A 25,648-nucleotide genomic window follows, 5' to 3' on the forward strand; every position below is an offset into this window, starting at 1 on the left:
AGCGACAGCAAGACCGTGGCGGGATCACAGTGACACCGTCTTCGGGGCCGAACCCGAACGATGCGGGTTCGGGTGCGGTGGTCGCTGCGCCCTTCCCCGAGTCGCCGGTGGTGCCCACCAGTCCGTGGGGCTATTCGCGACCGCACGCGGGAGACCGCCTCTTTCGCCGGCTGGCGCAGGGTTCTGGTCTCCTCGTCATCGCCTTGATCATCGCGATCGGCGGGTTCCTGCTGCTGCGGGCGGCTCCGGCGTTGCAGCGCAACCGGGTGAACTTCTTCACCTACGGCGGTAACTGGGCGGTCGCCGACCCCGCGGCGATGCGCTTTGGCATCCTCGATCTGCTGAAGGTCACCGCGACCGTCTCGCTGTTCGCGCTGCTGCTGGCCCTGCCGGTCGCGTTGGGCGTGGCGCTGTTCATCACGCAGTACTCGCCACGGCGGCTTGCCACCGCGCTGGCCTACGCCGTCGACCTGCTGGCCGCAGTGCCGTCGATCATCTACGGCGTGTGGGGCCTCTACGTCCTGGCGCCGCAGCTGCGCCCCGTCGCGCTGTGGCTCAACCGCAACCTGGGATGGTGCTTCCTGTTCGCGAACGGCAACGCGTCGACGGCCGGCGGCGGCACCGTCTTCACCGGAGGGATCGTCCTTGCCGTGATGATCCTGCCGATCATCACCGCGGTCACCCGCGAAGTGTTCGTCCAGACCCCGCACGACGAGATCGAGGCCGCGCTGGCGCTTGGCGCGACCCGCTGGGAAGTGATCAAGACGGCCGTGCTGCCGTTCGGGCGTTCCGGGTTCGTCAGCGGCGCGGTGCTGGGTCTGGGTCGCGCGCTGGGCGAGACGGTCGCGCTGCTGATCATCCTGCGCGGCACCCAGACGGCGTTCAACTGGTCGCTGTTCGACGGCGGTTTCACCTTCGCGACCAAGATCGCGGCCTTCGCGTCCGATTTCGACGACCGGATCAAGGCCGGTGCCTATCTGGCCGCGGGTCTGGTGCTTTTCGTGCTGACCTTCCTGGCCGACGCGCTGGCGCGCCGGGTGGTCGCCGCGGCCCCCGCCCGGGGCGGCGGCCGATGACCTCGATGCTGGACCGCCCCCTCAAGGCGCGGACGTTCTCGACCCTGGGATGGCGTCGTCGCACCGCGAATTACGTTGCAACGGTTCTTGTTTCGGTCGCCATGGCGATCGCGCTGGCGCCCCTGATCTATGTGTTGGGCGCGGTGGTGGCCAGGGGGTGCAGGGCGGTGGCGTCCACCACCTGGTGGACGCACTCCCAGGCCGGCATGACGGCATTCGTGGCCGGCGGCGGCGCCTACCACGCGATCGTCGGCACCGTGTTGCAAGGACTGGTCTGCGCCGCCATCTCCATCCCGCTCGGCCTCATGGTTGCGATCTACCTCGTCGAGTACGGGGGCGACAGCGTGCTGGGCAGGCTCGCCTCGTTCATGGTGGACATCCTCAGCGGCGTGCCCTCGATCCTCGCGGCGTTGTTCGTCTACGCGCTGTGCGTGGCGACGCTCGGGCTGCCCCGTTCCCAGTTCGCGGTTTCGTTGGCGCTGGTGCTGCTGATGCTGCCGGTGATCGTGCGGGCCACCGAGGAGATGCTGCGGATCGTCCCGGTGGATCTGCGCGAGGCCAGCTACGCGCTGGGCGTCCCGAAGTGGACGACCATCGCCAGAGTGGTCATTCCGACCGGATTGTCGGGCATCATCACCGGAATCATGCTGGCGGTGGCCAGAGTGATGGGCGAGACGGCCCCGCTGCTGATTCTGGTCGGCTACTCCCAATCGATGAACTTCGACATCTTCAGCGGCTTCATGGGCTCGCTACCCGGCATGATGTACAACCAGGCCGCGGCCGGCGCCGGGGTCAACCCGATCCCCACGGATCGGTTGTGGGGAGCCGCTCTGACCCTCATCCTGGTGATCGCCGCCATAAATGTCGGGGCCAGAGTCATCGCTAAGATCTTTGGTGCCAAGAAGTCATAGTCGGGAGCGCAATGGCCAAGCGGTTGGACCTCAAAAGCGTCAACATCTTCTACGGGTCGTTCAAAGCGGTCGCCGACGTGACGCTGTCGGTTCTGCCCCGCAGCGTCACGGCGTTCATCGGTCCTTCGGGGTGCGGCAAGACCACCGTGCTGCGCACGCTGAACCGGATGCACGAGGTGGTGCCCGGCGGGCGGGTCGAGGGCAGCGTGCTGCTCGACGACCAGGACATCTACGGGGCCGGGGTCGACCCGGTGGGGGTGCGCCGTGCCATCGGAATGGTGTTTCAGAGGCCAAACCCGTTCCCGGCCATGTCGATTCGAGACAACGTGGTCGCCGGCCTGAAGCTGCAGGGTGTGCGCAACCGCAAAGTGCTCGATGAGACCGCCGAATACTCGCTGCGCGGCGCCAACCTGTGGGACGAGGTCAAGGATCGGCTGGACAGGCCCGGGGGTGGGTTGTCCGGCGGTCAGCAACAACGGCTGTGCATCGCACGGGCCATCGCGGTGCAGCCCGACGTGCTGCTCATGGACGAGCCGTGCTCCGCGCTGGACCCGATCTCGACGATGGCCATCGAAGAGCTGATCAGCGAGTTGAAGCAGGACTACACGATCGTCATCGTCACCCACAACATGCAGCAGGCGGCCCGCGTCAGTGACTTCACGGCCTTCTTCAATCTGGAGGCCGTCGGCAAGCCGGGCCGGCTGATCGAGGTCGACGACACCGAGAAGATCTTCTCGAACCCCAGCCAGAAGGCCACCGAGGATTACATCTCGGGCCGCTTCGGCTAGTTCGGCATGTCGCCTAGCGTGAGACGGGCTTCTCGTCGTCGTCGGGCAGACTGCCGGTTGCCTGGAAGATGACGCGCCTGGCCACCTCGACGGCGTGGTCGGCGAACCGCTCGTAGAACCGGCCCAGCAGCGTCACGTCGACGGCGGCGGCCACGCCGTTCTTCCATTCGCGGTCCATCAGCACCGTGAACAGGTGGCGGTGCAGATCGTCCATGGCGTCGTCCTCGTCGGCGATCCGCGCCGCCTTCTCGGGATCGCGGGACAACACCACCTCTTGCGCGCTGTTTCCCAATTCGACTGCCACCCGGCCCATTTCGGCGAAGTAGCCATTGACTTCCTCGGGCAGCGCGTGCTGGGGGTGGCGGCGTCGGGCGATCTTTGCGACGTGCAGCGCGAGGGCGCCCATCCGGTCGATGTCGGCGACCATCTGGATGGCGCTCACGATGGACCGCAGATCGCCGGCAACGGGGGCCTGCAACGCCAGCAGCACGAAAGCGCTCTCCTCTGCGCGGGTGCTCAGGGCGGCGATCTTCTCGTGGTCGGAGATTATCTGTTCGGCCAGCACCAAATCGGCTTGCAGCAGGGCTTGGGTGGCCCGCTCCATCGCGATTCCGGCCAGCCCGCACATGTCGCCGAGCAACTCGGACAACTCGGAGAGCTGCTCATGGTAGGCGGTCCGCATGTACCCAAGCCTACGTTCTCGGCGCCGAAAAGGGATGGCGGACTTCGCCGGAACTCGTTACTCGCAGGTCGTGTCGGCCGCGTTCGTGACGGTCAGATCCTCGGGCAGCTTGACCGGCGCGTTGCCGGTACCGCGCTCGATCTGCATGTTGATCGCCGAGCCGCTCGGTGCGGGCGAGGTCACGGCGCTGAAGTCCGGGCCCAGCACAACCTGGACGATTTGCCCGTAACCCGAAACGCGCTGAACCTTCGCGTTGGCGAACGAGGATGCCACGGTGGCCGCCGCCTGCTCGTTGCCGGGCGAGAACAGCACCGTCGTCGCGTTCATCGAACTCGGGTAGTCGTCCGGCGTCATGACGTTGAAGCCGTCGGACTTGAGCTGGCTCGTCGCGCGCGCCGCCAGTCCGCTCTGCGTGGTCGCGTTGGACACCCGCACCGTGATGTCGCCCGGCGAGGTCGTCGTGACTTGCTGGTGTTGTGCCTCCGGGGCCGGGGCCGGCGCCATCTTGGTCGTGGGCGCCGACGTCGGCCGCGAGGTCGGGGCGGACCCGAGATTCTGGGCGTTCTGGTCGTTTTCTTCCGGCAGCGGATCGTCGTTGATGATCGCGTCGAACAGGGCGCGCATGTCGGACATGCGGGGCGGTTCGTCGCCGTTCTCGTCGGTGACGCCGGTCGGCACGGTGACGAACGTGACGTGGCCGGCCGCCATCCCCTGCAACGACTGACCGAGCTGTACCAGGTCCTTGGTCTTGATGTTGTCCACGTTGGTGTTGCTGATGACCATGTTGACGACGGTGTTCAGCTTGCCCAGGTCCAGCAGCGTGTTGTCGGAGATCAGCGACCGCAGCAACGACGACAGGAACAACTGCTGGCGCTTGATGCGGCCGTAGTCGCCGTTGGTCTCGGTGGTGACCTGCCGGGCCCGCACATAGTTCAGCGCGGTCGGCCCGTCGAGGACCTGCCGTCCGGCGTGCTCGAGCACCGTGCCCAGTTCGTAGTCGTGCAGCGGGGTGGTGGTGCACACCTCGACGCCGCCGAGCGCGTCGACCATCCGCGCGAACCCGGCGAAGTCGACGGCGATGAAGTGGTTGATGCTCAGGCCCGACAGCTTCTGAATCTCCTTGACCAGGCACTTCGGCCCGCCGAAGGAGTACGCGGAGTTCAGTTTGGTCTCCGTGTAGACCATCTTGGGACCCAGCGTGCCCTTCTTCTGGTCGTAGATGGGCCCGTACTTGCCGGTGTCGGGGTTCCATGCCTCGCATCGCATCGGGGTGATGGCCAGGTCGCGGGGGAACGACACCGCGACCACGCGTTTGCGGTTGGCCGGGATGTTGACCAGCATCACCGTGTCCGATCGCGCACCGTCGGCGTCGTCGGTGCTGCCCGCGCCCATCTCGCCGTTCTCCCCGGCCCGCGAGTCGACGCCGACGATCAGGAAGTCCTCGTCTCCGTACTGGCCGCCCGGGTCGCGAATGTCGCTCGACTGTGGGTCGAGTGCGCTGATGGTGTGTAGCCGGGCGTTCTTCGACGTGCTCCATTGCCATGCCCCGCCGGTCATGGCCACGGCGAGCACGGCGAACAGTGCCGCCAGCGAGCGGGCGGCGAACAGCATCGGCCGCCGGCGCCTGGGCGCCCGTTCGTGGGTCTTGGGTGCATCGTCGCCGTTCGGGTAGTCGGCGACGTCGAGGTCGGGAAGTTCCGAGGCGATCCCGAGCGGGTAGGGCACGGCGTCGATGACCTGCGTGTCCTGCTGGTCGACGGGTAAAGCCGTTGGCGCGGCGGCTGGTTCGGCGGCGGACTCGGTGTCCGTGCCGTCCTCGGTGTCTGGGGCGCCGTGCCGGTGGCGGGGCTGGTCGAGAACGGATTTCGCGCCGATCTTGGCGATCAGCTCGGCAACGGTGAGTCCGCCCGTGGTGTGGGACCCGACGCTCTCGGCGGGCGGTTCGGTCTCGGCGGGCGGCGCCGTTTCACTGTGCGGCGGGGTCTCGGCGCCCGATTCCGCCTGCCAGCGGTGGACGCCGGAATCGGACGGCGGTTCGCAGAACCGCTCCCAGGGAGCGGCGGCGCCGGGAGCGGGAGTGGCGTCAGCGTCCGCGTCACTCATTGTCCTACCGGCCTCCGAAGCTCTGATGCGGACGCCAGCGCGTCCAGTGCGCATATGTCAGCGCAGCGCTTCCATGTGTTGGCGCTGCAGTCCTACCACCGCAAGTCGCACGTCGTCTCGCGCCCGTGTCGCGAACCAAAGGAGCCCGCCACCGAAGCGCGATGCGGCAAGGCCCACATCGTACTGAGTTATCCGTCCGGACGCGATTTCGAGCGGGGCAGCGCTCAGCCGCCCGAACTCATGACGTCGGCCGCGGCGGGCACCGTGCAGTCCTCCGGATCGCTCAGCCAGCCTTCGGGCAGGGCGACCCGGGCGGGTGAACCCTGCCTGCCGCGCGGGCCGTTGCCGGCCTCCGGGAAGGCGATGGTGCCGTCCAACTGACTCAGCAGCGCGTCGAGCTCCGCGAGCGTCTTGACCATCGCCAGCGCCCGGCGCAGGTCGGAGCCGGCCGGAAACCCGTGCAGGTACCACGCGACGTGCTTGCGGATGTCACGCATGCCCTTGTCCTCACCGAAGTGGGCGGCAAGCAGCTCACCGTGGCGGCGGATGATGTCGGCGACCTCCCCCAGGGTGGGGGGAGGCGGGGGTTGGGTGCCGGCGAACGCGGCGGACAGCTCGGCGAACAGCCAGGGACGGCCCAGGCAGCCACGCCCGATCACGACCCCGTCGCACCCCGTGCTCGCCATCATCGCCAGCGCGTCGCTCGCGTCGTAGATGTCGCCGTTGCCGAGCACCGGGATCGTCCGCACGTGCTGCTTGAGCAGCGCGATCTGTCCCCAGTCGGCGCTGCCGGAGTAGCGTTGCGCCGCCGTGCGGGCGTGCAGCGCCACCGCGGCCGCGCCCTCGCTCTCGGCGATGCGGCCGGCGTCGAGGTGCGTGTGGTGCGCGTCGTCGATGCCGACGCGGAACTTGACGGTCACCGGGATCCCGCTGCCTTCGGTGGCGCGCACGGCCGCGGCGACGATCTGGCCGAACAGCCGCCGCTTGAACGGCAGTGCCGCACCGCCGCCGCGCTTGGTCACCTTGGGCACCGGGCAGCCGAAGTTCATGTCGATGTGGTCGGCCAGGCCCTCGTCCGCGATCATGCGCGCGGCGGCGTAGGTGGTGGCCGGGTCGACGGTGTAGAGCTGCAGCGACCGCGGCGACTCGTCTGGGGAGAACGTCGTCATGTGCATGGTGACCGGGTGGCGCTCGACGAGCGCCCGCGCAGTCACCATCTCGCACACGTAGAGCCCGCTGACGGTGCCGGCCCTGGCCTGTTCCAGTTCACGGCACAGCGTCCGGAAGGCGACGTTGGTGACGCCCGCCATCGGGGCCAAGACCACCGGGCTGGCGAGCGCGATGGATCCGATGCGCAACGCCGGGCTACCGCCGGCTCATCGTCAGCGTGCCCGCGGTCCGGTGCAGTTCGACCGCTGTGGTCCTCTTGCCCGTGCGGGCTTCCCGGTCGAGCTGGCGCTGCTTGGACCGCTCGAACTTGTCGCACGACGCCTCGAGCTCCTTCATCAGCACACCGAGGTCGTCACGAAGCGCGGCGGCCTCACCGGTGAAGTCCTCGCGCTCGAAGATGCGCCACTTCTTCAGCACCGGCATCACGACCTCGTCGAGGTGGATGCGCGGGTCGTAGACGCCGCCGACCGCGATGGCCACGGCCTTGCGGCGGAAGTCGGGCACTTGGTAGCCCGGCATCTGGAAGTTGCGCAGCACCTTGTGCAGCGATTTCATCGCCTGGTTGGGCGAGGCGGCGAACCCGGCTTCGCTCACGTCGCGGTAGAAGATCATGTGCAGGTTCTCGTCGGCCGAGATCTTGGCCAGCAGCTGATCGGCGATGGGCTCGTTGCAGGCCCTGCCGGTGTTGCGATGCGAGATGCGGGTCGCCAGCTCCTGGAACGTCACGTAGATCACCGAGTCGAACAGGCTCTCGGCGAACAGGTCGGCGCGCACCTGGTGGTTCTGCCCCGGGCTGAAGCCTCGGTTCACCACCTCGATCCGCAGCTTCTCCAGCTCGACCGGGTCGACCGCGCGGGTCACCACGAGGTAGTCGCGCAGCGCGATCCCGTGCCGGTTCTCTTCGGCGGTCCACCGGTTCACCCACTGGCCCCACGGGCCGTCCAAGCCGAAGTTCATCGCGATCTCGCGGTGATACGACGGCAGGTTATCCTCCGTCATCAGGTTCTGCACCATGGCGATCTGGGCGACATCGGACAGCTGAGACTGCCCGGGCTCCCAGTCCTGGCCCCCGAGCGCGTAGAAGTTCTTGCCGTCCGACCAGGGGATGTAGTCGTGCGGGTTCCAGTCCTTGTGCACGCTCTCGTGCCGGTTCATGTACTTCTCGACGAAGGGCTCGAGCTCGTGCAGCAGCTGTAGGTGTGTCAGCTCGGCTGACATGAGGCCTCCAGTTATCTGTGTCGGTGGGTAGCAGTCAATATATCTGTGTAACCCAGTAGCATCAAGTTTCCCGGCCGCGTGGCATGCACTTATTGTGGGCTCGCATGCGGCGCCGAAACCAGGCCCTGACGAGGGTGAATTACTCCGGGGTTCCCTGCTCCGAGGCCGGCACGTACGGCGACACCGTGGCGAAGAGCATGGTGACGCAGTAGTCGATGAATTGCGCGCGGCTCGCTTTGAGTCGGCCGTTCAGATATGCGGTGAACAGGCTGGTCAGACCGCCGACCAGGCTCGTCGCGATCATGGCCTGCAGCGCCGGGTCGCCGATCTGGGACAGTTTGTGCTGCAGCAGGTCGATGAAGTTTGGCATCCACGCCGCGCCCGACCGGGTCAGAATCGGCTCCACCGCCGGCGCGAGCAGCAGCACGCGGCCCCGCACCGGGTCGTCGACCATCAGCTCGACGAACTGTTCGACGGCCTCGCGCGGTGTCTTCGCCGAGGTGAGTGTCTCCATTGCTCGGGTGCAGACGTCGTCGTAGACGGCGCGGACGAATTCGTCTCGGTCCGAGAAGCTCTCGTAGAAATATCGTTCGGTCAGCGCGGCCTTGCGGCACACCGCGCGGACGGTGAGCGCCGGGCCGTCGTCGCCGCCGAGCAACTGCACCCCGGCGCTGATGAGATTGTCGCGGCGCAGGGCGAGGCGACTCTCCAGGGGCACGCCGGTCCATCGGCCCCGTCGTTGACCGGTTCGCACATCCCTCCTAAGCTGAAAAATGACAACATGCGTAGTCAGAATGGCAGACACCCACAGGAATCCGATAGTGACTCAAGATACTTCCGCATCCTGCCCGTCGACCAGGGGCGTCGCCCCCGGCGACTCGACCGCCGCGACCGAGGCGGGCCGCGGCTGTCCGGTGTCGCCCCTCGGCTACGACGCGCCGCCCATGCCGCTCGGGCCCGACACGCTGACGTGGCGCTATTTCGGGGATTGGCGGGGCATGCTGCAGGGTCCGTGGGCGGGTTCCATGCAGAACATGCATCCACAGCTGGGCGCGGCGGTCATCGACCACTCGACATTCTTCCGCGAACGCTGGCAGCGCCTGCTCCGCTCTCTGTATCCGATCGGTGGGGTCGTCTTCGACGGCGACCGTGCCCCGGTCACCGGTGCAGAGGTGCGCGACTACCACACCGCGATCAAGGGCGTCGACGAGCAGGGCCGCCGGTACCACGCGCTGAACCCCGACGTCTTCTACTGGGCGCACGCGACGTTCTTCGTCGGCACGATCCACGTGGCCGAGCGGTTCTGCGGCGGGCTGACCGAAGCGCAGAAGCGCCGGTTGTTCGACGAGCACGTCCAGTGGTATCGGATGTACGGCATGAGCATGCGGCCCGTCCCGGCGTCGTGGGAGGAGTTTCAGGCGTACTGGGATCACATGTGCCGCAACGTGCTGGAGAACAACCTGGCCGCCCGCGCGGTGCTCGACTTGACGCAACTGTCCAAGCCCCCGTTCGCGCAATGGATTCCGGACCCGCTGTGGACGGCGCAACTGAAGCTGCTCGCGCCGTTCTTCGTCTGGGTGACCGTGGGGCTCTATGACCCGCCCGTCCGCGAGCTGATGGGCTATGGGTGGTCGCGCCGTGACGAGTGGTTGCACCGGCGCTTCGGCGACCTCGTCCGTGTCGTGTTCGCCTTCGTGCCGAGGCGATTCCGCAAGCATCCACGGGCTCGTGACGGCCTGGACCGCGTGGCGGGCCGCATTTCGGCTGACGCACCGTTGGTTCAGACGCCGGCCCGCAACCTGCCGCCCGCTGACGAGCGCGGCGACCCCAAGCACTATTGCCCCAGGGTCTCCTAGCCGTTATCGGTGCTAGGCGTGCGCGTGACCGTGCACGTCTTCCAGGCCGGCTTGGTGCACGTGCTGGTGGGTGTGCTCTGTTCCGTCGGCGTGGGCGTGGGCGTGGGCGTGCTCGACATGGTCGTGTTCGTGCACGGTATGCGCGTGCTCGTGCTCAACGCCGGGGTGCTGGTGTTGGTGCGCGTGCGGTCCCTCGTGGCTGTGTGGCTCGTTCATGACCGTATCCTTCCGTGAATCTTGTTGTGATTCTTGCCTTCTCGGTCGGCACCGATGTAACGCCGGGCGGCCCTGCTGACCGGGGCACTGGCCATGCAGCATTATCTGCATGCATACGCAGATACTAGCGCAACCTGCGTGTCGTGACCATCGATCGATGTCAGCCGGGTGGGACGGTGGTCGATCGGCGCTGTCCGCCATTGCGCTCGTTCCACAGGCGGTAGACATCCATTGCCGCCAGCCTGATGTCGGGACGCGGCTCGTAGCGCATGGGCAGGCGCCGTCGCTGCCAGGTCTTGGCGAACTCGTCGTAGAAGGTCGACAGTTCGAAGTACTTGCGGTCGTCGAGGTAGTACCGCTCGTAGGCCTCGCGGGTGGTCAGGAAGACAACTTCCCTCGGCGAGCAGTAGTACAGCGAGCCCAGGCACATCGGGCAGGGATGGGCCAGCACGTAGATGGTGCAGTCGACCAGGTGCTCGGTGCCCAGCTTCCGGCACGCGTCGCGGATGGCGAGGATCTCCGCGTGGGCGGTCGGATCGTTGGTCTGGGCGGCCTTGTTGGCGCTCTCGGCGAGCACCTCGCCGCCCCGAACGATCACCGTCGCGAACGGACGGCCGCCCTCGGCGACGTTTCGGCGCGCCAGGTCGATGGTGCGTTGGGCGAAGTCGGTCATACGCGGACACGGTAGCCCGATGTGCCGGATTCCGGCCGTGTGGTAATAATGAGATCGTCTAAGTTCTTGCGATCGAATGGGGACCACCATGGCGCGCACCGATCGTGACCGCTGGGATCTCGCGACGAGTGTCGGGGCGACCGCCACCATGGTCGCCGCGCAACGGGCGCTGGCCTCCGACGAGTCGCTGATCGACGATCCGTATGCGGCCCCCCTGGTTCGCGCGGCGGGGATCGACGTCTACGTCCGACTGGTGAACGGCGAGATCCCGGTCGGCCCGGACACGGAGTTCGACCCGCTGCGGATGGCTCAGGGAATGGCCTGCCGCACCAGGTTTTACGACCAGTTCTTCCTCGACGCGACGCGCAGCGGCATCCCGCAGGCGGTGATCCTCGCGTCGGGTCTCGACGCGCGCGCCTACCGCCTGCCGTGGCCGGCGGGCACCGTGGTCTACGAGGTGGACATGCCGGAAGTCATCGAGTTCAAGACGGGCACGCTCGGTGATCTGGGCGCTCAGCCGACCGCGGAGCGGCGCACGGTCGCCGTCGACCTACGCGACGACTGGGCGGGCGCTCTGCGTGACGCCGGGTTGGATCCGCAGGCGCCGGCGGCGTGGAGCGCCGAAGGCCTGCTGGTCTATCTGCCCGATGCGGCGCAGGACGCGTTGTTCGACAACATCACCGCGCTCAGCGCGCCGGGCAGCCGCCTGGCGTTCGAATTCGTCCCGGACACAGCCATTTTCGCCGACGAGAGGTGGCGGGCTCACCACGACCGGATGCGCGAGCTCGGATTCGAGATCGACTTCAACGACCTCGTCTACCACGGCGAGCGCAGCCACATCGTCGACTATCTCGCCGAGCGTGGATGGCAGACATCATCGCTGGCTGTCAAGGACCTGCACGCTGCCAACGGGTTCACCTACCCCGACGACGACGTCGCGAAGGCCTTTGCCGACGTGACGTACAGCAGCGCGGTGCTGGCCGGCTGAGCGGATCGGCTCTGCCCGGCCTCAGCGGCTGAGCAGGTCGTCTTTCAGGCGACTGGTCAGCATCTCCTGGAATACCGTGCGCGCCGGGTCGTACAGGTCTTGGAACGTGGTCAGCACCGCGTTGCGGTTGTACTCCGGAATCGAACCGACCGGAGTCCAGAAGCTGTCGATGTCCAGCAAGAAGAACGGACCCTGCTGGGCCGGCAGCGTCCGGCGCAGGTGGTAGCTCTGGTCGAGCGCCTGACCCATGCCGGGACCGTAACGCACGATCATCGACTTGCCCGGCTGGGCTTCGCGGTAGACCGCGGCTCCCTGCCATTCCGTCAAGGTCAGGCCTGCGGGTGCGACGCGCTGCGGCCCCAACAGGGGCTCGGCGATCCAGTTGGCCCATTCGACACGGCCGTCCACGCCGACGGGAACGCGGACCTCGAGGACGTAGCGCAAGCCCAGGCGTTCGACGCCGACGATCGTCGAGATCGCCGAGCGGGCATCTATGACTCGCATCACAATCTCGAGCATCGCCTCGAAGTTCGAATACGCGGTGGTCTCGACGGTGACCGCCTGGGGCTTCATCGAAGCGGCGAGCGTGTTGTCACGGTTGACGTAGCGGACGAAGCGCTCCGCCGTCGGCGTCGGGCTCCCACCGGCCATCCCCCAGGCCACGTCCTGGGCCTGGCGTTCGATCGGCAGATAATCGACGAGGAGGCGTCTGAGCTCGCCGCTCGATGACTCGTTGAGAGGATCCGTCGCCGGGTGACGAATCTCCATCGTGACCAGGGCTACGGGCGCGTTCGGGTTGGCCGCTTCGACACTCACCCTGCGAAGCATAGCCAAGCCCGGTGACGCGCGAACGGGGGCATGCCGAGCCGGGGCCGAAATGATCTCGCCCCGGATGGGCGCGGCGCCTGGGTGGCGCGAACGTCGATCGACGGGGACATCGACATCGGCCGAGGTCATCCGAGCTCCTGGTGCCCCCACTAGGACTCGAACCTAGGACCTGCGGATTAAAAGTCCGTAGCTCTACCAACTGAGCTATAGGGGCGCGAGGATTCAGGATACTGGGTGCCACACAGAAGCTCGTTTGAGCATTGGGGCTGCCGTGACCTAAGCTGACGTGGCTCCCAACGGTAGTTGCGTTGCGAGTACCCCGGAGAGATTCGGTTCTGGCCCCCTTCGTCTAGCGGCCTAGGACGCCGCCCTTTCAAGGCGGTAGCGCGGGTTCGAATCCCGTAGGGGGTACTGCGACGCGGCGACGCGGAGCAACAGCAAGGCCCTGTGGCGCAGTTGGTTAGCGCGCCGCCCTGTCACGGCGGAGGTCGCGGGTTCGAGTCCCGTCAGGGTCGCCGGCGCGGCGATGCACTCGCTGCCTTCCGGCCAGGTAGCTCAGTCGGTACGAGCGTCCGCCTGAAAAGCGGAAGGTCGGCGGTTCGATCCCGCCCCTGGCCACCAAGTATCTGTGCATTTCAGCGCCCCTTTTCGCTCTGTCTACGAACTCGTCATCACCGATTCGGACTCGGCGATGGGGCCAATATGGGGCCAAAAACGAGGTGCCGTCGCTGCCAACTCTGTATCGGATCCGTCCCCCTCGACTCTCCGCTGTCTTCGAGCGGAGCCCTACGCGACATGCGCGTGGCCAGTGGCGATTGCACTAGCACCTGCGAGGCACAATTGCGTCGTGCCCGTTCGCTGGTCAGTCGTGGCTGCCGACGACTGGGCTGTCGCTGGCCTCGAGAGCCAGGGCCAGCATCCGCACGACTGGCTCAAACATCCGTCGAGAGAGCGTACCTGGCTGTTCAAACCCGCACGGCCAGAGCGCGATCGTTCCCTCGGGGAAGACACTGTGGAGAAGCTCGGAAGCGAGATGGCTCGGCTGGTCGGAGTGCCGGCGGCCACGGTCGAACTAGCCACTCGGGGCGGGGTGCGTGGCGCATTGGTTGAAGACGTGCGATTGCCAGAGTGGGAATTGCAGGCAGGGCAGGCGCTAATGCCAGAGGTGGTTATCGATTACGACCCGACTGATCCTGAAGCGCGCGGATACAATGTCGGCTCTATCAGGCAGGCACTCACACGGTTTGGATCACCGCCAGGCTCATCGATGCCTACGTCGTTTCGGGCTTTCGATGCGTTCGCAGGATATCTCCTGTTTGACGCGTTGATCGCGCATGGAGATCGCCACGACCGCAACTGGGCCGTCCTTGTGCCGCCGCCGGACGTATCCGAGCCCTCTTTCGACCACGCAGCTAGCCTCGGCTTTACGTTGAGCGACGAACTGCGCGCCGAGCACTTACGCGACGGAACAGTGATGAAATGGGCAGAACGTGGGCACGCGAGCCGATTTGAGCATCGCAAGGGCACGCGTTGGCAGACACTCGTGGACCTGGCAGGCGACGCCATCAGACTCTGTGGACCGAGCACCCGCGAGTACTGGCGTGAACGGATACTGTCGCTTGAACGGCGGACCGTTGAGGACCTATTTGCTTCTGCCCCAGGGATGACGGAGACTGCGCACCGTTTCACGGTCGAACTCGTCAAGATTAATCGAGAGAGGTTGCTCGATGTCCTCGCCTGAATTGCTGTTATCGCGGACGTCAATGGCCACGCGACGCTTCGCTGTCGCATGGCGGAACCGGCGGCGACGCTTAAATTACGCCGGTGGCCGTACTAGACCACGGTGCCAAAGGCTATCGATTCCAGTACCTAGTTGCGTCCAGCAGAGTGGTGTACGAGCCGGTGATGACCGGCGTGTCGTAGCCGGATGAATGAAGGTCATCGCGTGATTCTTCGAGGGACCGACCAAAGTCACTCGAGCAAAGGAATCAACGCGATGACCATTGCCCACGATATCGACCTGTCTGCCGTGCTGGCCGAACGACTCACCACCACGCACCCTGATGTGCTGCGCGAGTTGTTGGCCGCCTTCATTCACGCCCTGATGGGCGCCGAAGCCGACGCGGTGTGCGGTGCCGGCTACGGCCAGCGCAGCAGCGAGCGCACCAATTCCCGCAACGGGTATCGGCACCGCGAGTTTGACACCCGCGCAGGCACATTGGATCTGGCGATTCCCAAGCTAAGGCAAGGTTCGTACTTCCCGGACTGGCTGCTGGAACGGCGCAAACGCGCCGAGCGGGCCCTGACCACGGTGGTGGCTACCTGCTACCTGCTGGGCGTTTCGACGCGGCGGATGGACAAACTCGTCGAGACTCTGGGCATCACCAGCTTGTCGAAGTCCCAGGTCAGCGTGATGGCCAAAGAGCTCGACGCCGCGGTCGAGGCGTTCCGGACCCGGCCACTGGATGCAGGCCCGTACACGTTCATGGCTGCTGACGCCCTGGTGCTCAAGGTTCGCGAAGCAGGCCGGGTGGTCAACGTGCACGCGCTGATCGCCACCGGGGTCAACGCCGAGGGCTACCGCGAAATCCTGGGCATCGACGTCACCACCGCCGAGGACGGGGCCGGCTGGCTGACCTTCCTGCGGTCGCTGACCGCCCGCGGCCTATCAGGGGTCCGTCTGGTCACTTCCGACGCCCACGCCGGTCTGGTGGCCGCGATCGGCGCCACCCTGCCTGGGGCATCGTGGCAACGGTGTCGCACCCACTACGCCACCAACCTGATGGCCATCACTCCGAAATCATCGTGGCCGTGGGTACGCACACTACTGCATTCGGTCTTCGATCAACCTGACGCCGGTTCCGTTGCAGCCCAATATGACCGCATCATCGACGCACTGGCCGACAAGCTCCCCAAGGTCGCCGACCACCTCGAAGACGCCCGCGCCGACCTGCTCGCCTTCACCGCCTTCCCCAAACAAATTTGGCGGCAGATCTGGTCCAACAACCCACAAGAACGACTCAACAAGGAAATCCGCCGGCGCACCGACGTCGTCGGAATCTTCCCCGACCGCAACGCCCTAATCCGCCTCGTCGGCGCGGTGCTGGCCGAACAACACGACGAATGGGCCGAATCCCGCCGCTACCTCGGCCTCGACGTCCTCAGCAAATCCCGCGCCGACCACACGCCATCAACAGAACAGGAGGACACCCCGGCGGCACTGACCGCCTAAACCACCAAGTCGAAGAATCACACGACGACGTCGTACACCACGTCCCTGGACTTGACCGTCGCATAACCCCGGGGTCGGCTGTGTTCAGCGGGGGCGTGTGGCCTCCGCTCAATTGGGTTTGAGTCCTTTACACTTGATGAAGTGCGCTCCGATGCGGCCGGTTAAACAAACGGCTTCGGGACCAGCGTTGGGGATGACCTCCGGGTCTGCGCTCTAGTCGAATGGCCCCGGCCTCGCCAACCTGGCTTGAGGCCGGGGTCTAACGATTGGGTCTCCCTTCCCGTGCGATTGCCAGACAGCCTTGCCGCCACCTCGATCCCTGAGAAATGGGACGAAACAGGGCCAAACCGGATCAGCTGCGGCCCGCACGAAAAGTATCGTCGAGCGAGTCAAGCGCGGTTGCGATGTCGTCAAGCTCGTCGTCGAAGAGATCCGCGTAGGTGTGTGCGGTCACGGTGATTGATGCGTGGCCCATTGCCTTTTGCAGGAGTCGCAAGTCGGCGCCGGCCCGTCGTGACAGCGATGCGTAGGTATGCCGTAGGTCATGCACACGCAAGTTGTCCCGGCCGATCTCAGTCACAGACTTCCGCCAGTTGACCGCACGCTTCCAGTTCTCCAGGCTCAGCCGGGAACCCTTCGGCGACGCGATCGCCGGCGCGCCACAGGGTCGTGCGTCGAGCCGCGCCTTAAGTGCCGGCATCAAGCGCTCGGGGATTGGGACAGAACGTCGGCCGGCTTGCGATTTCGGGTTCCCTTCAACGAGTTTGCCGCCGACTTGGGTCATCGACCGGCGAACACGGATTCGACGAGCGCCCAGGTCGACATCCTCGACATTGAGGCCGGTGAGTTCACCGAATCGTAGGCCTGTGTAAGCCAGGAGCAAGACGACGTCACCTTGAGCGCCGCATGTTTGGGCAAGTGTTGCGACTTCGCCGACGGTTAGATAGACGTGTGTGGCTTGCCGCATCGGTGGGAATTTGGTGCGTGATGCGGGGTTCTTGCCGAGGAGCTGGTCTTCCTCGACGGCGCGGTCAAGGGTCATCTTGAGGACCGAGTGCGTCCACCTCACGGTCCGCGGTCCGAGACCCGACGCTGACATGGCATTCACCCATCGTTGGATCGACTCGTGGTCGATTCTTGCGATCGGCCACGAACCAAACTGTGGCTCGATACGCAGCCTCCAGTTGTCTTCGTATCCGCGGCGGACTTTCGCGCTCAGGTCGGGTCGGGAGGCTAGCCACGATCGATAGACGTTGCGGAGCAGGATTTTGCCGCCGCGTGGGTCCACCCTGACGCCCGCGGCGCTGTCGGTGACGAGCCTTGCTTCGAACTGGCGCGCCTCCCGCTCTGTTCGGAAGCTCTTCTTGCGCTTCGAACGATCCGGTAGGCGCCATTGGACGTCATAACGCACGCCGTCCTTCGTCTCGCGGCGCTTTATGGCCAAGATTCCTCCGGAATGACGTTGGGGGAATTGAGGATCAGTGCCTGCAGCCAGCAGTGAGCGTGTGCAAGCTTGATCGTTAGCTCAAAATTTGCGGTTGTGCTAAGTCGTGGGTGAGGGCGAATCGCTCTACACCCGAGTCGATTCCAGCCAATCTTTGACGTCATCCAGTAACCATCGACGGTGCCGATCGCTAAGCCTGAGGTGATGTGGACCAGGCGCATCAATCCCACGTTCCCGCCTGGCCGCCCAATCATGCAGCGTTGAGACCGGAACTCCGGTCATTGCTCGAACTTCATGAGCGGTGAGCATGACCGACGCATTTTCTATAGTCATCGTCTCCAACCCCGTCTCCCGCCGTTGGTACTGGCCGGCAGGTCATACCGAGATCATGAGGCATAGTTCTCGATTCCCGCTACCAGCAGTGCGACATTCGATCGGAAATGCACCGTCGAGTGCGGTCAGGGGGTCGAATCTGCGAGACCGGCTTTAGGAGAGCGGTCAAGCCCTTCTGGTTGAGGTCCAGAAGGGGTGTCTGAGCTGGTCATATAGCGCCATCGCACACCAAGCGAAACCACCGCGTGCCGACCAGTGCAGATAGCGGGTTTCAGGCTGCTGTGGTACGGGTCTCGTTGGCATAAGTGTGTCGTAGCGCGTGAACGAGCGCACCCGACCGTTTCCCGGATCGGACAGGTGGTTGTGGTGAGTGGTGCGGATCGGTGCGGATGTGTTGCATTGGTGGGCAGTTGATTTGGCGACAGTGGGTGCGGACAAATGGGGACACAGATGATGTTGGTCAGGTTGGTAGAGCGCGACGATGGGTGTGTCCTATGGTTCCCACGTGGTGAACATCAATTCGAAATCGGCGGCGCGCAAGCGTGTCCGGGAGGCGCAGCATAAGGCCAACGAGGCACGTCTGGAGCGTGAGCGTCAAAATGTCGATGACGCTGCGTCGTTTCTCGTCGAGATTGGGCGGCTGGTCGCCGTCGACGAGTGGGAGCGCAACCGTATCCTCGAGATACGCGCAGAGGGGGAGCGGCGCCGTCACGAACACCGCCAGGCTGGCGCGACAGCGGTGGCCCGGATGCAAGGCCGTGGTGAAAGCCTCACTGCGATCGCTGAACTGGCGGGAGTCAAAGTCGGTGAGGTGCGCGCGGTGTTGAAGTCTGCCGACGCGCAGGCAGCGCCACGCGCGGATGCACTAGGCGCGGAAGGCAGCGCGGCGCGGGGCGCAGGAGAGGGCGCGGTGCCGGAAGCCGGCGGTGGCGCAGCCACCGACGCCGCGGCGCAAGCACTAGGTTCGGTAGACGCCGCCGCGCGAGAGGTCGGCGGTGGCGTGCCCAACAACGTGGCGGCACAAGCACTAGGTGCTGGTGCGCCGTGAACCGTCGACCGACGGTGTCGGTGAGGTCGTCAAGCGTCGGTGCACGTGCGAACGACTATGGGGGCGCTTTGTGGGTGGACCCGGTTGTGCATGCCAGCGGATGCCGCCGGTTCGACTCCTACGTCGTGCGGGGCCCCGGCGCAATCAACGCCCCGATCCACGAGTGCCCGAGGAAGTGGTCACCCTCTCGGCGGCGGCTGCCGGCCAACGTCATGATGTGGCCGGATGCCATCGGGAGCGGCGAGTCGATGAGGCGCGCGCACAACTCACTGCCGCGGCGGAATCGCGTGACTTTTGGGGTGATGATCTGAGCCCGGCATGTCCAGTTTTCCGCGGAAAACTGGCCTGTCGCTCGTCAATCGACGCAAGTCATGGACTCGCTGATGTGATTGACGGACCGGGAAGGCGCGAAAGACGGCATGCGATCTCCGGTTGGATCTGGGCAGTTTTCCGCGGAAAACTGGCGAGATGTAATGCACAATTCAGCGTGTCTGAGGGGCGGTCGTTCGGTCAGCGACGTATTTCCTGGCGGCCGGTTCCCGGAGTGGGCCGCAGCCGCGGCCCAAGCGCACCAAGGTCTTCTCCCCATGACTAAAGTTGTCACTGTTTTGAACCAAAAAGGCGGTGTCGGCAAGAGCACCGCGACCGTCAATCTGGCCGCCGTACGAGCCCAAAAACTGACCGCATATCTCGAGCCCGACGCGTTCTCGCCGGTGGCTGCGGTCTCGATAGACCCGCAGGGGTCGGCAAAATGGTGGGCCAACCGGGTCGACGCACTCCCCTTCCATCTTGTCCAAGCGCACGACGATCCCCTCGAATGGCTGCAGCAGCTCAACAACCTGCCCGGTATTGTCGAGGTCTACGTCGATACCGCCGGCTGGTTCGACCTCGACGCGGACTCCTCTCGAGATGGTCTAGGTGACGGATACTCCGCCGATGCACTGCGGACCGTCCTCGACGTCACCGCCGAAGCGATCGTCCCGGTGCTGCCGGCGCCGATGTGCTTCGACCCAACCGCGCGCACGATCCGTAAGCTTCTCGAACCGCGCAACATCCCCTACCGGGTCTTCATCAATGATTGGGACCCGCGCGATGGCGAACACTGGTTAAAGCAAACGCAGAAGTTCATTCGCGGACAGGGATGGCCCTTAGCCGAGACGGTAGTGCGGCACTACAAGATTCACACGAATGCCTGCAGCGAGGGCGTCGTGGTCACCCAGTACAAGAAGAGTGGCTCGGCGGCCAACGCGGCGGCTGACTTCTACAAGCTCGCCGACGAACTGAACATGGTAGGAGTCCGGTAATGGGGCGCGGTGGTGTCAAGACATTCGATGATCTCGTCGATGCTGTTGGCGACAACTCATCTGTTGACGGAAACGCGAAGATTCCCGTCGTCGCCCCACGGTCGGGCCTGTCGCGGTCGGTGGCTCTACGAGACCTGGTCGGCAACCCACACAACCCGCGCGATTCGGTCGGTGACCTCGACGAGTTGGCCTCCATCGTTGACTTCCAACTACAGCCCGTAGTTGTTGTCACCCGAGGAGCATTTCAAAACATCTACCCCGAGACCACGATTTCGGCGCGGTGGGTAGTAATCATCGGCAACCGGCGGTTGGCCGCCGCGCACAAGTTCGGCCGACCCGAGCTCGACATCGTGATCAAAGACGAACTCGCCAATGATCGCGCAACGCTGCTCACGGCTGTAATCTCCGAGAACGTCGACCGCTCGGGATTCGACGTGATCGAGGAAGCCAAAGCTGTCGAGAGGCTAGTGGGGGAGTACGGCAGCGCTGACGCCGCGGCCGAACATCTTCGTAAGAGCAAGACGTGGGTGTCACATCGGCGCGCGCTACTCAAACTGGCACCCGATCTTCAGGAAGCCACCCGCAGGGGCGATCTGGCGATTCGCGAAGCGCGTTCACTTGCCCAGGTTCCGCTCGCACAGCAGGTGGCCCGGTGGAAGGCCGCTCGCGGCCGGCGCAGTGAAGGGGCCAACACCGCCAATGAAACCGAAGACGGCAATTCGGATTCGGCGGCACGAGACGAACCAACGGCGCCGCCGCTGCGCTCGGTGACGCGGGCGCTTCGAAAGTTCGACGCGGATCCACGCGCCCTGGCGATAGCGTTGCGCGATCAACTTGGCGATAAAGGAGCCAGGACACTGGTCGGCCAGCTCAGGAAGTTGCTCACATAGCATCGCGAGGGTCAGTTTTCCGTGGAAAGCTGACCCATCCATCGAGGTGGCGTGGCATACTGCACGCTCAGCCACACTCAATTATGTTGGGCGTCAAGCGGTTTCGGTGGCACCGTTCGATATCGCAGGTGGTGGTTGTCGGCGTCAACACCGGCGAGCCGAAAGCCAAACGCACCCCACGGCAACGCTCACAGCTGGGAGCGCTGGGAGGCGTGAGCGGCGAAGTTGGTGCTGGTGATAGCCGCGTGGGCGCGGTTTAGGTGATACTGCCGGGTATGTCGCTCGATGAGGTGGTGGCTGAGGCTGGCCGTGTATTGGGCGATGCGCGCAGGCTTTTCGGGGCGGCGCCGATGATTAACGGGGGTTGGTCATCAACGTCGGGACTGGTGACGGGTCGCCAGGTTGTGGCAGGCGCGGGACAGGCCGCCGCCGCAGGCTGGGGTGGTGCGGCGGCCACCGGGTACGGCGTTGCCAACACTGGGCAGCTATTTTCCCTGGATCACACCATCGCCGCCGACGCGGGGACCGGCCCGCCGCTGACCGGCGTGGGAGAGGCTGCTGCCGCGGGTGGCGGGGGCATGGATGGGGTGATCACCGATACCCGTTCGGGGGTGGCCGCGATCGCTCCTGCCACCGGAACCCCGGCAGGCAAGCGGGAATTGGTGACGCATTTGCAAAGCCAGCTGGATCGGGCCAAGGCCCTGTTGCGCATCTGTGAGCGGCGCAATATGGAGCTGGCGGCGTTGATCGGGCGAGGTGCCGGCGGCTACGGCGCAGGGATGGGCGCGATGCCGATGGGCGCCGGCGCCATGACCGGTGGCATGCCGATGGGCGGCCTGGGCGCCGCCGGCGGGGGAGTGGGCAGCCCACTTTCTATCCCCGGCCTCGACACCGCCCTGTCCGGGCTTACCCGAAACCACCACCACACCAACCCCGAGCCGGATCAGGGATTGAACCTGGCCGCCGAGCCCGCAGGTCCAGGGGCCGACCGCGTCCGCGCGGCGATCCGCAAAGCCCTCGACATCGAAGGCGTTCATGATCCCGTAGCACGTGCCCGGTGGGAAGCCGGGATGATGCTGGTGGCTAAACGTGAATCCGGATACCGCAACGACGCCATAAACCACACCGATGCCAACGCGCAGAGGGGAGATCCCAGCGGAGGGTCGTTCCAATTCACCGGTGCAACGTTCCGGCAGTATCACCAGCCGGGCACAGCAAGTAGCCGATTCGACGACGTATCCGAAGCGTGCGCGTTCATCAACTACGCCCGCGGCCGCTATTGCGTCGCAGCTGACGCGTCGAATCTGGCAGCCAACATCCAGCAGGCCGATCCCACACGACCGCCGAAGGGTTACTGAGCGGCGAAGTTGGTGCTGGTGATAGCCGCGTGGGCGCGGTTTAGGTGATACTGCCGGGTATGTCGCTCGATGAGGTGGTGGCTGAGGCTGGCCGTGTATTGGGCGATGCGCGCAGGCTTTTCGGGGCGGCGCCGATGATTAACGGGGGTTGGTCATCAACGTCGGGACTGGTGACGGGTCGCCAGGTTGTGGCAGGCGCGGGACAGGCCGCCGCCGCAGGCTGGGGTGGTGCGGCGGCCACCGGGTACGGCGTTGCCAACACTGGGCAGCTATTTTCCCTGGATCACACCATCGCCGCCGACGCGGGGACCGGCCCGCCGCTGACCGGCGTGGGAGAGGCTGCTGCCGCGGGTGGCGGGGGCATGGATGGGGTGATCACCGATACCCGTTCGGGGGTGGCCGCGATCGCTCCTGCCACCGGAACCCCGGCAGGCAAGCGGGAATTGGTGACGCATTTGCAAAGCCAGCTGGATCGGGCCAAGGCCCTGTTGCGCATCTGTGAGCGGCGCAATATGGAGCTGGCGGCGTTGATCGGGCGAGGTGCCGGCGGCTACGGCGCAGGGATGGGCGCGATGCCGATGGGCGCCGGCGCCATGACCGGTGGCATGCCGATGGGCGGCCTGGGCGCCGCCGGCGGGGGAGTGGGCAGCCCACTTTCTATCCCCGGCCTCGACACCGCCCTGTCCGGGCTTACCCGAAACCACCACCACACCAACCCCGAACTCGCCGGTGACCACGACGCCGCGATCGCTGGGGGAGGGCCATTAGCGCGCATCGCGGTCAAAGCCGCACTAACCCGCTTGGGGTGCCCCTATGTCTGGGGGGCCAAGGGGCCCAACCAATTTGACTGCTCCGGCCTGGTTCACTGGTCCTACGCTCAGGCCGGCATCACCTTGGGTCCCGACACATACACCCAGATTCACCAGGGCGCCAAGGTAGCTCATGGAAACGTCGAAGCCGGAGACCTGATCTTTCCCGAAGCAGGGCACGTCATGCTCGCCATCAGCCCAACGCAGTGCGTAGAAGCCCAGCAATCCGGTGTGCCGGTCAGGATTTCGCCGATGCCAGCCTCGTACGTGGCGCGCCGGCCGATGGCGTAGCAGTTTCGGTCGAGGCCTGCGCGTCCCCGGCGGCGTCGCGGATGACGTCGCGATACTCGTGCAGCTCGGTCAGCGCCGACATGGTCTCGCTAAACGACTTTCCGCGCACGTGCGGCAGACTCGCGACAATGAGCGACTCTAACTGCAACAGTTGATCGTCGAGGTCGCGCAGCGTTGCCTTCGCCTGTGCACTGTTGCTGTGGCGCACCAGAATCTGTGCGCATATCGCAGATATCGCCGCTATCGCCTTAGCGATTCCCAAGGCCTGCAACGTGGTGCGCGGATCGGTCGACACCGACTCGAACGAGGGCTGCGCCGTGAGCGCCGCTGCCGGGCGCGGTTGGGTCTGCGGGATGGGCTCACCGCGGCGTAGCGCATCGAGGGTGCCGCGCGGCCACTGCAGGGCATCTTCGAACTTCACGCGGTTGATCCGATGAGGAAATGACTTGCCGCGCTCAAGCAACGCGGCCGTGTTCAGCGACACATTCGCCGCGTCAGCTAGCTCTCGCTGCGTTTCCAGCCCAACTTCGACTCGGCGGTCGGCAACGGCCTTGCCGACCCGCTCTAGCGGGCTCTCGCCAGGTGGAGTCGCCTTGGTGCTCACCGTGTCCTTCGCCATCGTCGCCGCCGTCGTCGACCGACGACCTCTCGGATACTTGCAAGTTAACTATAGAAGTTGACCACGTTCAGCCACGGTCGGACACGGGATCCCAACAGATGTGCCACGCGAGAGATGCACAGAAATAGCCTGTTTAAGGCAGAAAAGCATGGTTTCGCGCAGCAGATGCGCAGGGGTGCCAATACGCTGTACGCCCTTGAACTGTGTCGACTTACTCTGCCGAAACCTTCATCTGCACTGATGTTGCCTATCAGCGCATGAGCAGCTATAAACGTAGTCAGTACACAACATACACAATATGATGCACAGGTATAATTAGGAATGGAGAGCGCCGTGACCACCATCCGACCCTTGCGAGCCGACACCGGCCTGTGCGAGTACGAAGACCCCGACACCTGGTTCAGGGGATATAGCGGGGAGCGAGAGTCGGCAGCGATCTGCACCAACTGCCCCATCATCGTCGCCTGCGCCCAGAACGCCCTCAGATTTGGCGCTACCGATGGGGTGTGGGCGAGCGTGGCCATGCCCGGCGCCCGTGACGTCGCCGCCCTCAAGGCCGCTCGAGCGCAATTACGCGAGGTCATCGCCCGCTACCGAAACCAACCCCCAGCGCTACGGCTGCGGTCCCTGCAAATCCGTCAGGCCGTGCACTTCGCGGCCACCCAGCGCGACCTGCGCCGCCGACAAGCGGCTAAACCCGCGTCCAGGGCAAGTGCGACGCTAAGGGAGAAGGCCAGTGCCTAGCAGCAGCGCAGCCACCCGCGTCCTGCGCGACGACCTGCTCGCCCAACTCCGCATCGCGCAACGGCCCCTCACGACGGCACAGTTGCGCCTGCACGCGCCTGACGTGCCGGTCGCGGGGGTCGCGATATCCTGCGCCCCGATCCACGAGCAGATCTACCGGGTGCTGTGCGGCCTTGAGCGTCAAGGCCTGCTGACCCGCGGTGGCCGTGAAGGCCGCGAGGTCACCTGGACGGCGGCCGCCAACCCCGCCGACCGCGAAATCGCCGCCCTGGAAGCCGCTTTCAGCGCCTCGGACGGCCAGCCGGCGCCACGTTGAAAGGGCGCCATCCGATGATCACATGTCCCGTTCGAGCGGCGCTGACAGCTCGGGTGCCCGAACTGGCCAACGGCTCCGTCGAAATCATTGCGGTCGCACGCGAGCCCGGACTGTTGGCTAAAGTCGCGGTCCGATCACGTGTTCGCGGGATCAACGCGGTCGCCGTCTGTATCGGGTGGGGCGGCCTGCGTATCGCCGACGTCGAAAAGCGCCTCTGCGGCGAACATGTCAGCATCATCGCCTACGACAGCGACACTGCCAGGTACGTGATCAACGCACTGGGAATCAAGTCTGCGATCGCCGAAGTCATCAACCCTGAACAGCGCCGCATCCGCGTTTACGTCAACCCCGATGACTATGCGCGCGCACTAGGCAAGGTTGGTCACAACTTGCGCCTTGTCCGGCAGCTGACCTCCTGCAGCATTCACATCCGCACCGCCACTGGCGCAAATCGTGCCCCCATGGTTGCACCACCAGGCAGTTGCCCCCGATCCCAGTAACCGAAAGGCAACCCAATGAGCGCAAACACCCTGTATGACATCGAGCTGCGCGACTGGGACCGAGTCGAAATCCTATCTGCCACATCGCAAAGCGGCGCCTACGCGGCGCGTACCGAGGTCTCGTGGTCCAACCGGAAGATCTTCACCCCGACATTATTCGACTGCGGCACAACGACATGACCTCCCCCGATGCACGCTCGGCTGCGGCACGAAGACGGGTCGCTGAGCGTCGGCTGCGCCAGTTTATGGCT

The 25,648-nt window shown here is 65.4% G+C and carries 26 protein-coding genes and 4 tRNA genes; 19 read left to right on the forward strand and 11 right to left on the reverse strand.

Going from position 1 to position 25,648, the window contains the following annotated elements; all coding sequences use genetic code 11:
- Positions 1-29: 29 nt before the first annotated feature.
- The 3 genes from pstC to pstB are packed head-to-tail and all read left to right on the forward strand — an operon-like array spanning position 30 to position 2,775.
- Positions 30-1,076, forward strand: coding sequence for a phosphate ABC transporter permease subunit PstC (pstC, locus tag G6N48_RS22965; protein ID WP_085268417.1), 1,047 nt, complete (start codon positions 30-32; stop codon positions 1,074-1,076).
- Positions 1,073-1,987: a phosphate ABC transporter permease PstA gene (pstA, locus tag G6N48_RS22970; protein WP_085268418.1), complete on the forward strand. Its 915-nt coding sequence runs from the start codon at positions 1,073-1,075 to the stop codon at positions 1,985-1,987. Before pstC ends, pstA begins: the two co-directional genes overlap by 4 nt.
- 11 nt (positions 1,988-1,998) lie before the next feature.
- A complete protein-coding gene (pstB, locus tag G6N48_RS22975) occupies positions 1,999-2,775 on the forward strand; it encodes a phosphate ABC transporter ATP-binding protein PstB (RefSeq protein ID WP_085268419.1) in 777 nt (258 codons plus the stop codon).
- A 13-nt stretch (positions 2,776-2,788) separates the two neighbouring features.
- Here the strand turns inward: pstB and phoU are convergent, their stop codons facing one another.
- The 5 genes from phoU to G6N48_RS23000 all read right to left on the reverse strand — a co-directional run bounded on the left by phoU (position 2,789) and on the right by G6N48_RS23000 (position 8,702).
- A complete protein-coding gene (gene phoU / locus G6N48_RS22980; RefSeq protein WP_085268420.1) occupies positions 2,789-3,457 on the reverse strand; it encodes a phosphate signaling complex protein PhoU in 669 nt (222 codons plus the stop codon).
- Positions 3,458-3,514: 57 nt separating this feature from the next.
- On the reverse strand, positions 3,515-5,560 hold the full coding sequence (locus tag G6N48_RS22985) for an LCP family protein (RefSeq protein WP_085268421.1): 2,046 nt from the start codon (positions 5,558-5,560) through the stop codon (positions 3,515-3,517).
- 224 nt (positions 5,561-5,784) lie between these two features.
- Positions 5,785-6,918, reverse strand: a complete 1,134-nt coding sequence (gene dusB, locus G6N48_RS22990) for a tRNA dihydrouridine synthase DusB (RefSeq protein WP_085268422.1) — start codon at positions 6,916-6,918, stop codon at positions 5,785-5,787.
- Positions 6,919-6,925: 7 nt separating this feature from the next.
- Positions 6,926-7,948, reverse strand: coding sequence for an acyl-ACP desaturase (locus G6N48_RS22995; protein ID WP_085268423.1), 1,023 nt, complete (start codon positions 7,946-7,948; stop codon positions 6,926-6,928).
- A gap of 139 nt (positions 7,949-8,087) precedes the next feature.
- Positions 8,088-8,702 (reverse strand): TetR/AcrR family transcriptional regulator, encoded by a 615-nt coding sequence (locus G6N48_RS23000; protein WP_139825693.1) that lies wholly within the window; start codon positions 8,700-8,702, stop codon positions 8,088-8,090.
- Between the two features lie 67 nt (positions 8,703-8,769).
- Here G6N48_RS23000 and G6N48_RS23005 point away from each other — a divergent pair, with 67 nt between their 5' ends.
- Complete coding sequence (locus G6N48_RS23005; protein WP_085268424.1) at positions 8,770-9,804, forward strand: oxygenase MpaB family protein; 1,035 nt, start codon at positions 8,770-8,772, stop codon at positions 9,802-9,804.
- A gap of 12 nt (positions 9,805-9,816) precedes the next feature.
- On the opposite strand, the gene G6N48_RS28365 is transcribed toward G6N48_RS23005, so the two are convergent.
- Both G6N48_RS28365 and G6N48_RS23015 read right to left on the reverse strand, forming a co-directional pair.
- Positions 9,817-10,020, reverse strand: a complete 204-nt coding sequence (locus G6N48_RS28365; RefSeq protein ID WP_085268425.1) for a zinc transporter Slc39a7 — start codon at positions 10,018-10,020, stop codon at positions 9,817-9,819.
- Positions 10,021-10,180: 160 nt separating this feature from the next.
- Entirely contained in the window at positions 10,181-10,693 is a 513-nt protein-coding gene (locus G6N48_RS23015) for a nucleoside deaminase (protein ID WP_085268426.1), read from the reverse strand.
- A gap of 88 nt (positions 10,694-10,781) precedes the next feature.
- On the opposite strand from G6N48_RS23015, the gene G6N48_RS23020 reads away from it, so the two are divergent.
- On the forward strand, positions 10,782-11,681 hold the full coding sequence (locus tag G6N48_RS23020; RefSeq protein WP_085268458.1) for an SAM-dependent methyltransferase: 900 nt from the start codon (positions 10,782-10,784) through the stop codon (positions 11,679-11,681).
- A 21-nt stretch (positions 11,682-11,702) separates the two neighbouring features.
- On the opposite strand, the gene G6N48_RS23025 is transcribed toward G6N48_RS23020, so the two are convergent.
- Positions 11,703-12,509, reverse strand: coding sequence for a TIGR04255 family protein (locus G6N48_RS23025; RefSeq protein WP_085268427.1), 807 nt, complete (start codon positions 12,507-12,509; stop codon positions 11,703-11,705).
- A gap of 138 nt (positions 12,510-12,647) precedes the next feature.
- Positions 12,648-12,723, reverse strand: a tRNA-Lys gene (locus tag G6N48_RS23030).
- 124 nt (positions 12,724-12,847) lie between these two features.
- Between G6N48_RS23030 and G6N48_RS23035 the strand changes: the two genes are divergently transcribed.
- The 5 genes from G6N48_RS23035 to G6N48_RS23055 all read left to right on the forward strand — a co-directional run bounded on the left by G6N48_RS23035 (position 12,848) and on the right by G6N48_RS23055 (position 15,741).
- A tRNA-Glu gene (locus G6N48_RS23035) sits at positions 12,848-12,920 on the forward strand.
- A gap of 30 nt (positions 12,921-12,950) precedes the next feature.
- Positions 12,951-13,024, forward strand: a tRNA-Asp gene (locus G6N48_RS23040).
- Between the two features lie 29 nt (positions 13,025-13,053).
- A tRNA-Phe gene (locus tag G6N48_RS23045) sits at positions 13,054-13,130 on the forward strand.
- Positions 13,131-13,377: 247 nt separating this feature from the next.
- Complete coding sequence (locus tag G6N48_RS23050) at positions 13,378-14,250, forward strand: HipA domain-containing protein (RefSeq protein ID WP_224113137.1); 873 nt, start codon at positions 13,378-13,380, stop codon at positions 14,248-14,250.
- A 255-nt stretch (positions 14,251-14,505) separates the two neighbouring features.
- Positions 14,506-15,741 carry an IS256 family transposase gene (locus tag G6N48_RS23055; RefSeq protein ID WP_042909891.1) on the forward strand — a complete coding sequence of 412 codons (1,236 nt, stop codon included), beginning with the start codon at positions 14,506-14,508 and terminating at the stop codon, positions 15,739-15,741.
- A 352-nt stretch (positions 15,742-16,093) separates the two neighbouring features.
- On the opposite strand, the gene G6N48_RS23060 is transcribed toward G6N48_RS23055, so the two are convergent.
- Positions 16,094-17,185: a tyrosine-type recombinase/integrase gene (locus tag G6N48_RS23060; RefSeq protein ID WP_007172599.1), complete on the reverse strand. Its 1,092-nt coding sequence runs from the start codon at positions 17,183-17,185 to the stop codon at positions 16,094-16,096.
- Between the two features lie 838 nt (positions 17,186-18,023).
- Here G6N48_RS23060 and G6N48_RS27880 point away from each other — a divergent pair.
- The 5 genes from G6N48_RS27880 to G6N48_RS28710 all read left to right on the forward strand — a co-directional run bounded on the left by G6N48_RS27880 (position 18,024) and on the right by G6N48_RS28710 (position 23,218).
- Entirely contained in the window at positions 18,024-18,566 is a 543-nt protein-coding gene (locus tag G6N48_RS27880) for a hypothetical protein (RefSeq protein WP_174814220.1), read from the forward strand.
- A gap of 587 nt (positions 18,567-19,153) precedes the next feature.
- On the forward strand, positions 19,154-19,870 hold the full coding sequence (locus G6N48_RS23070; RefSeq protein WP_007172118.1) for a ParA family protein: 717 nt from the start codon (positions 19,154-19,156) through the stop codon (positions 19,868-19,870).
- Positions 19,870-20,760: a ParB/RepB/Spo0J family partition protein gene (locus G6N48_RS23075; RefSeq protein ID WP_007172119.1), complete on the forward strand. Its 891-nt coding sequence runs from the start codon at positions 19,870-19,872 to the stop codon at positions 20,758-20,760. Before G6N48_RS23070 ends, G6N48_RS23075 begins: the two co-directional genes overlap by 1 nt.
- A 275-nt stretch (positions 20,761-21,035) precedes the next feature.
- Positions 21,036-22,118 carry a hypothetical protein gene (locus G6N48_RS23080; protein ID WP_075630248.1) on the forward strand — a complete coding sequence of 361 codons (1,083 nt, stop codon included), beginning with the start codon at positions 21,036-21,038 and terminating at the stop codon, positions 22,116-22,118.
- Between the two features lie 59 nt (positions 22,119-22,177).
- Positions 22,178-23,218 (forward strand): C40 family peptidase, encoded by a 1,041-nt coding sequence (locus tag G6N48_RS28710; RefSeq protein ID WP_051445829.1) that lies wholly within the window; start codon positions 22,178-22,180, stop codon positions 23,216-23,218.
- On the opposite strand, the gene G6N48_RS23090 is transcribed toward G6N48_RS28710, so the two are convergent.
- A complete protein-coding gene (locus tag G6N48_RS23090) occupies positions 23,166-23,837 on the reverse strand; it encodes a helix-turn-helix transcriptional regulator (protein ID WP_007172122.1) in 672 nt (223 codons plus the stop codon). The two genes, G6N48_RS28710 and G6N48_RS23090, sit on opposite strands and share 53 nt — an antisense overlap.
- Positions 23,838-24,170: 333 nt before the next feature.
- Here G6N48_RS23090 and G6N48_RS23095 point away from each other — a divergent pair, with 333 nt between their 5' ends.
- From G6N48_RS23095 to G6N48_RS23110, 4 genes are read left to right on the forward strand one after another with little or no spacing between them, the layout of a single operon-like run.
- Entirely contained in the window at positions 24,171-24,581 is a 411-nt protein-coding gene (locus G6N48_RS23095) for a WhiB family transcriptional regulator (RefSeq protein WP_072501167.1), read from the forward strand.
- Positions 24,574-24,897, forward strand: coding sequence for a hypothetical protein (locus G6N48_RS23100; RefSeq protein WP_007172124.1), 324 nt, complete (start codon positions 24,574-24,576; stop codon positions 24,895-24,897). The genes G6N48_RS23095 and G6N48_RS23100 overlap by 8 nt, the downstream gene beginning before the upstream one ends.
- A gap of 53 nt (positions 24,898-24,950) precedes the next feature.
- On the forward strand, positions 24,951-25,397 hold the full coding sequence (locus tag G6N48_RS23105) for a transcription elongation factor NusA (RefSeq protein WP_007172125.1): 447 nt from the start codon (positions 24,951-24,953) through the stop codon (positions 25,395-25,397).
- A gap of 15 nt (positions 25,398-25,412) precedes the next feature.
- Entirely contained in the window at positions 25,413-25,577 is a 165-nt protein-coding gene (locus G6N48_RS23110) for a hypothetical protein (protein ID WP_007172126.1), read from the forward strand.
- Positions 25,578-25,648 lie beyond the last annotated feature (71 nt).

This window comes from Mycobacterium parmense (assembly GCF_010730575.1).
In the GTDB taxonomy this organism is placed as follows: Bacteria; Actinomycetota; Actinomycetes; order Mycobacteriales; family Mycobacteriaceae; genus Mycobacterium; species Mycobacterium parmense.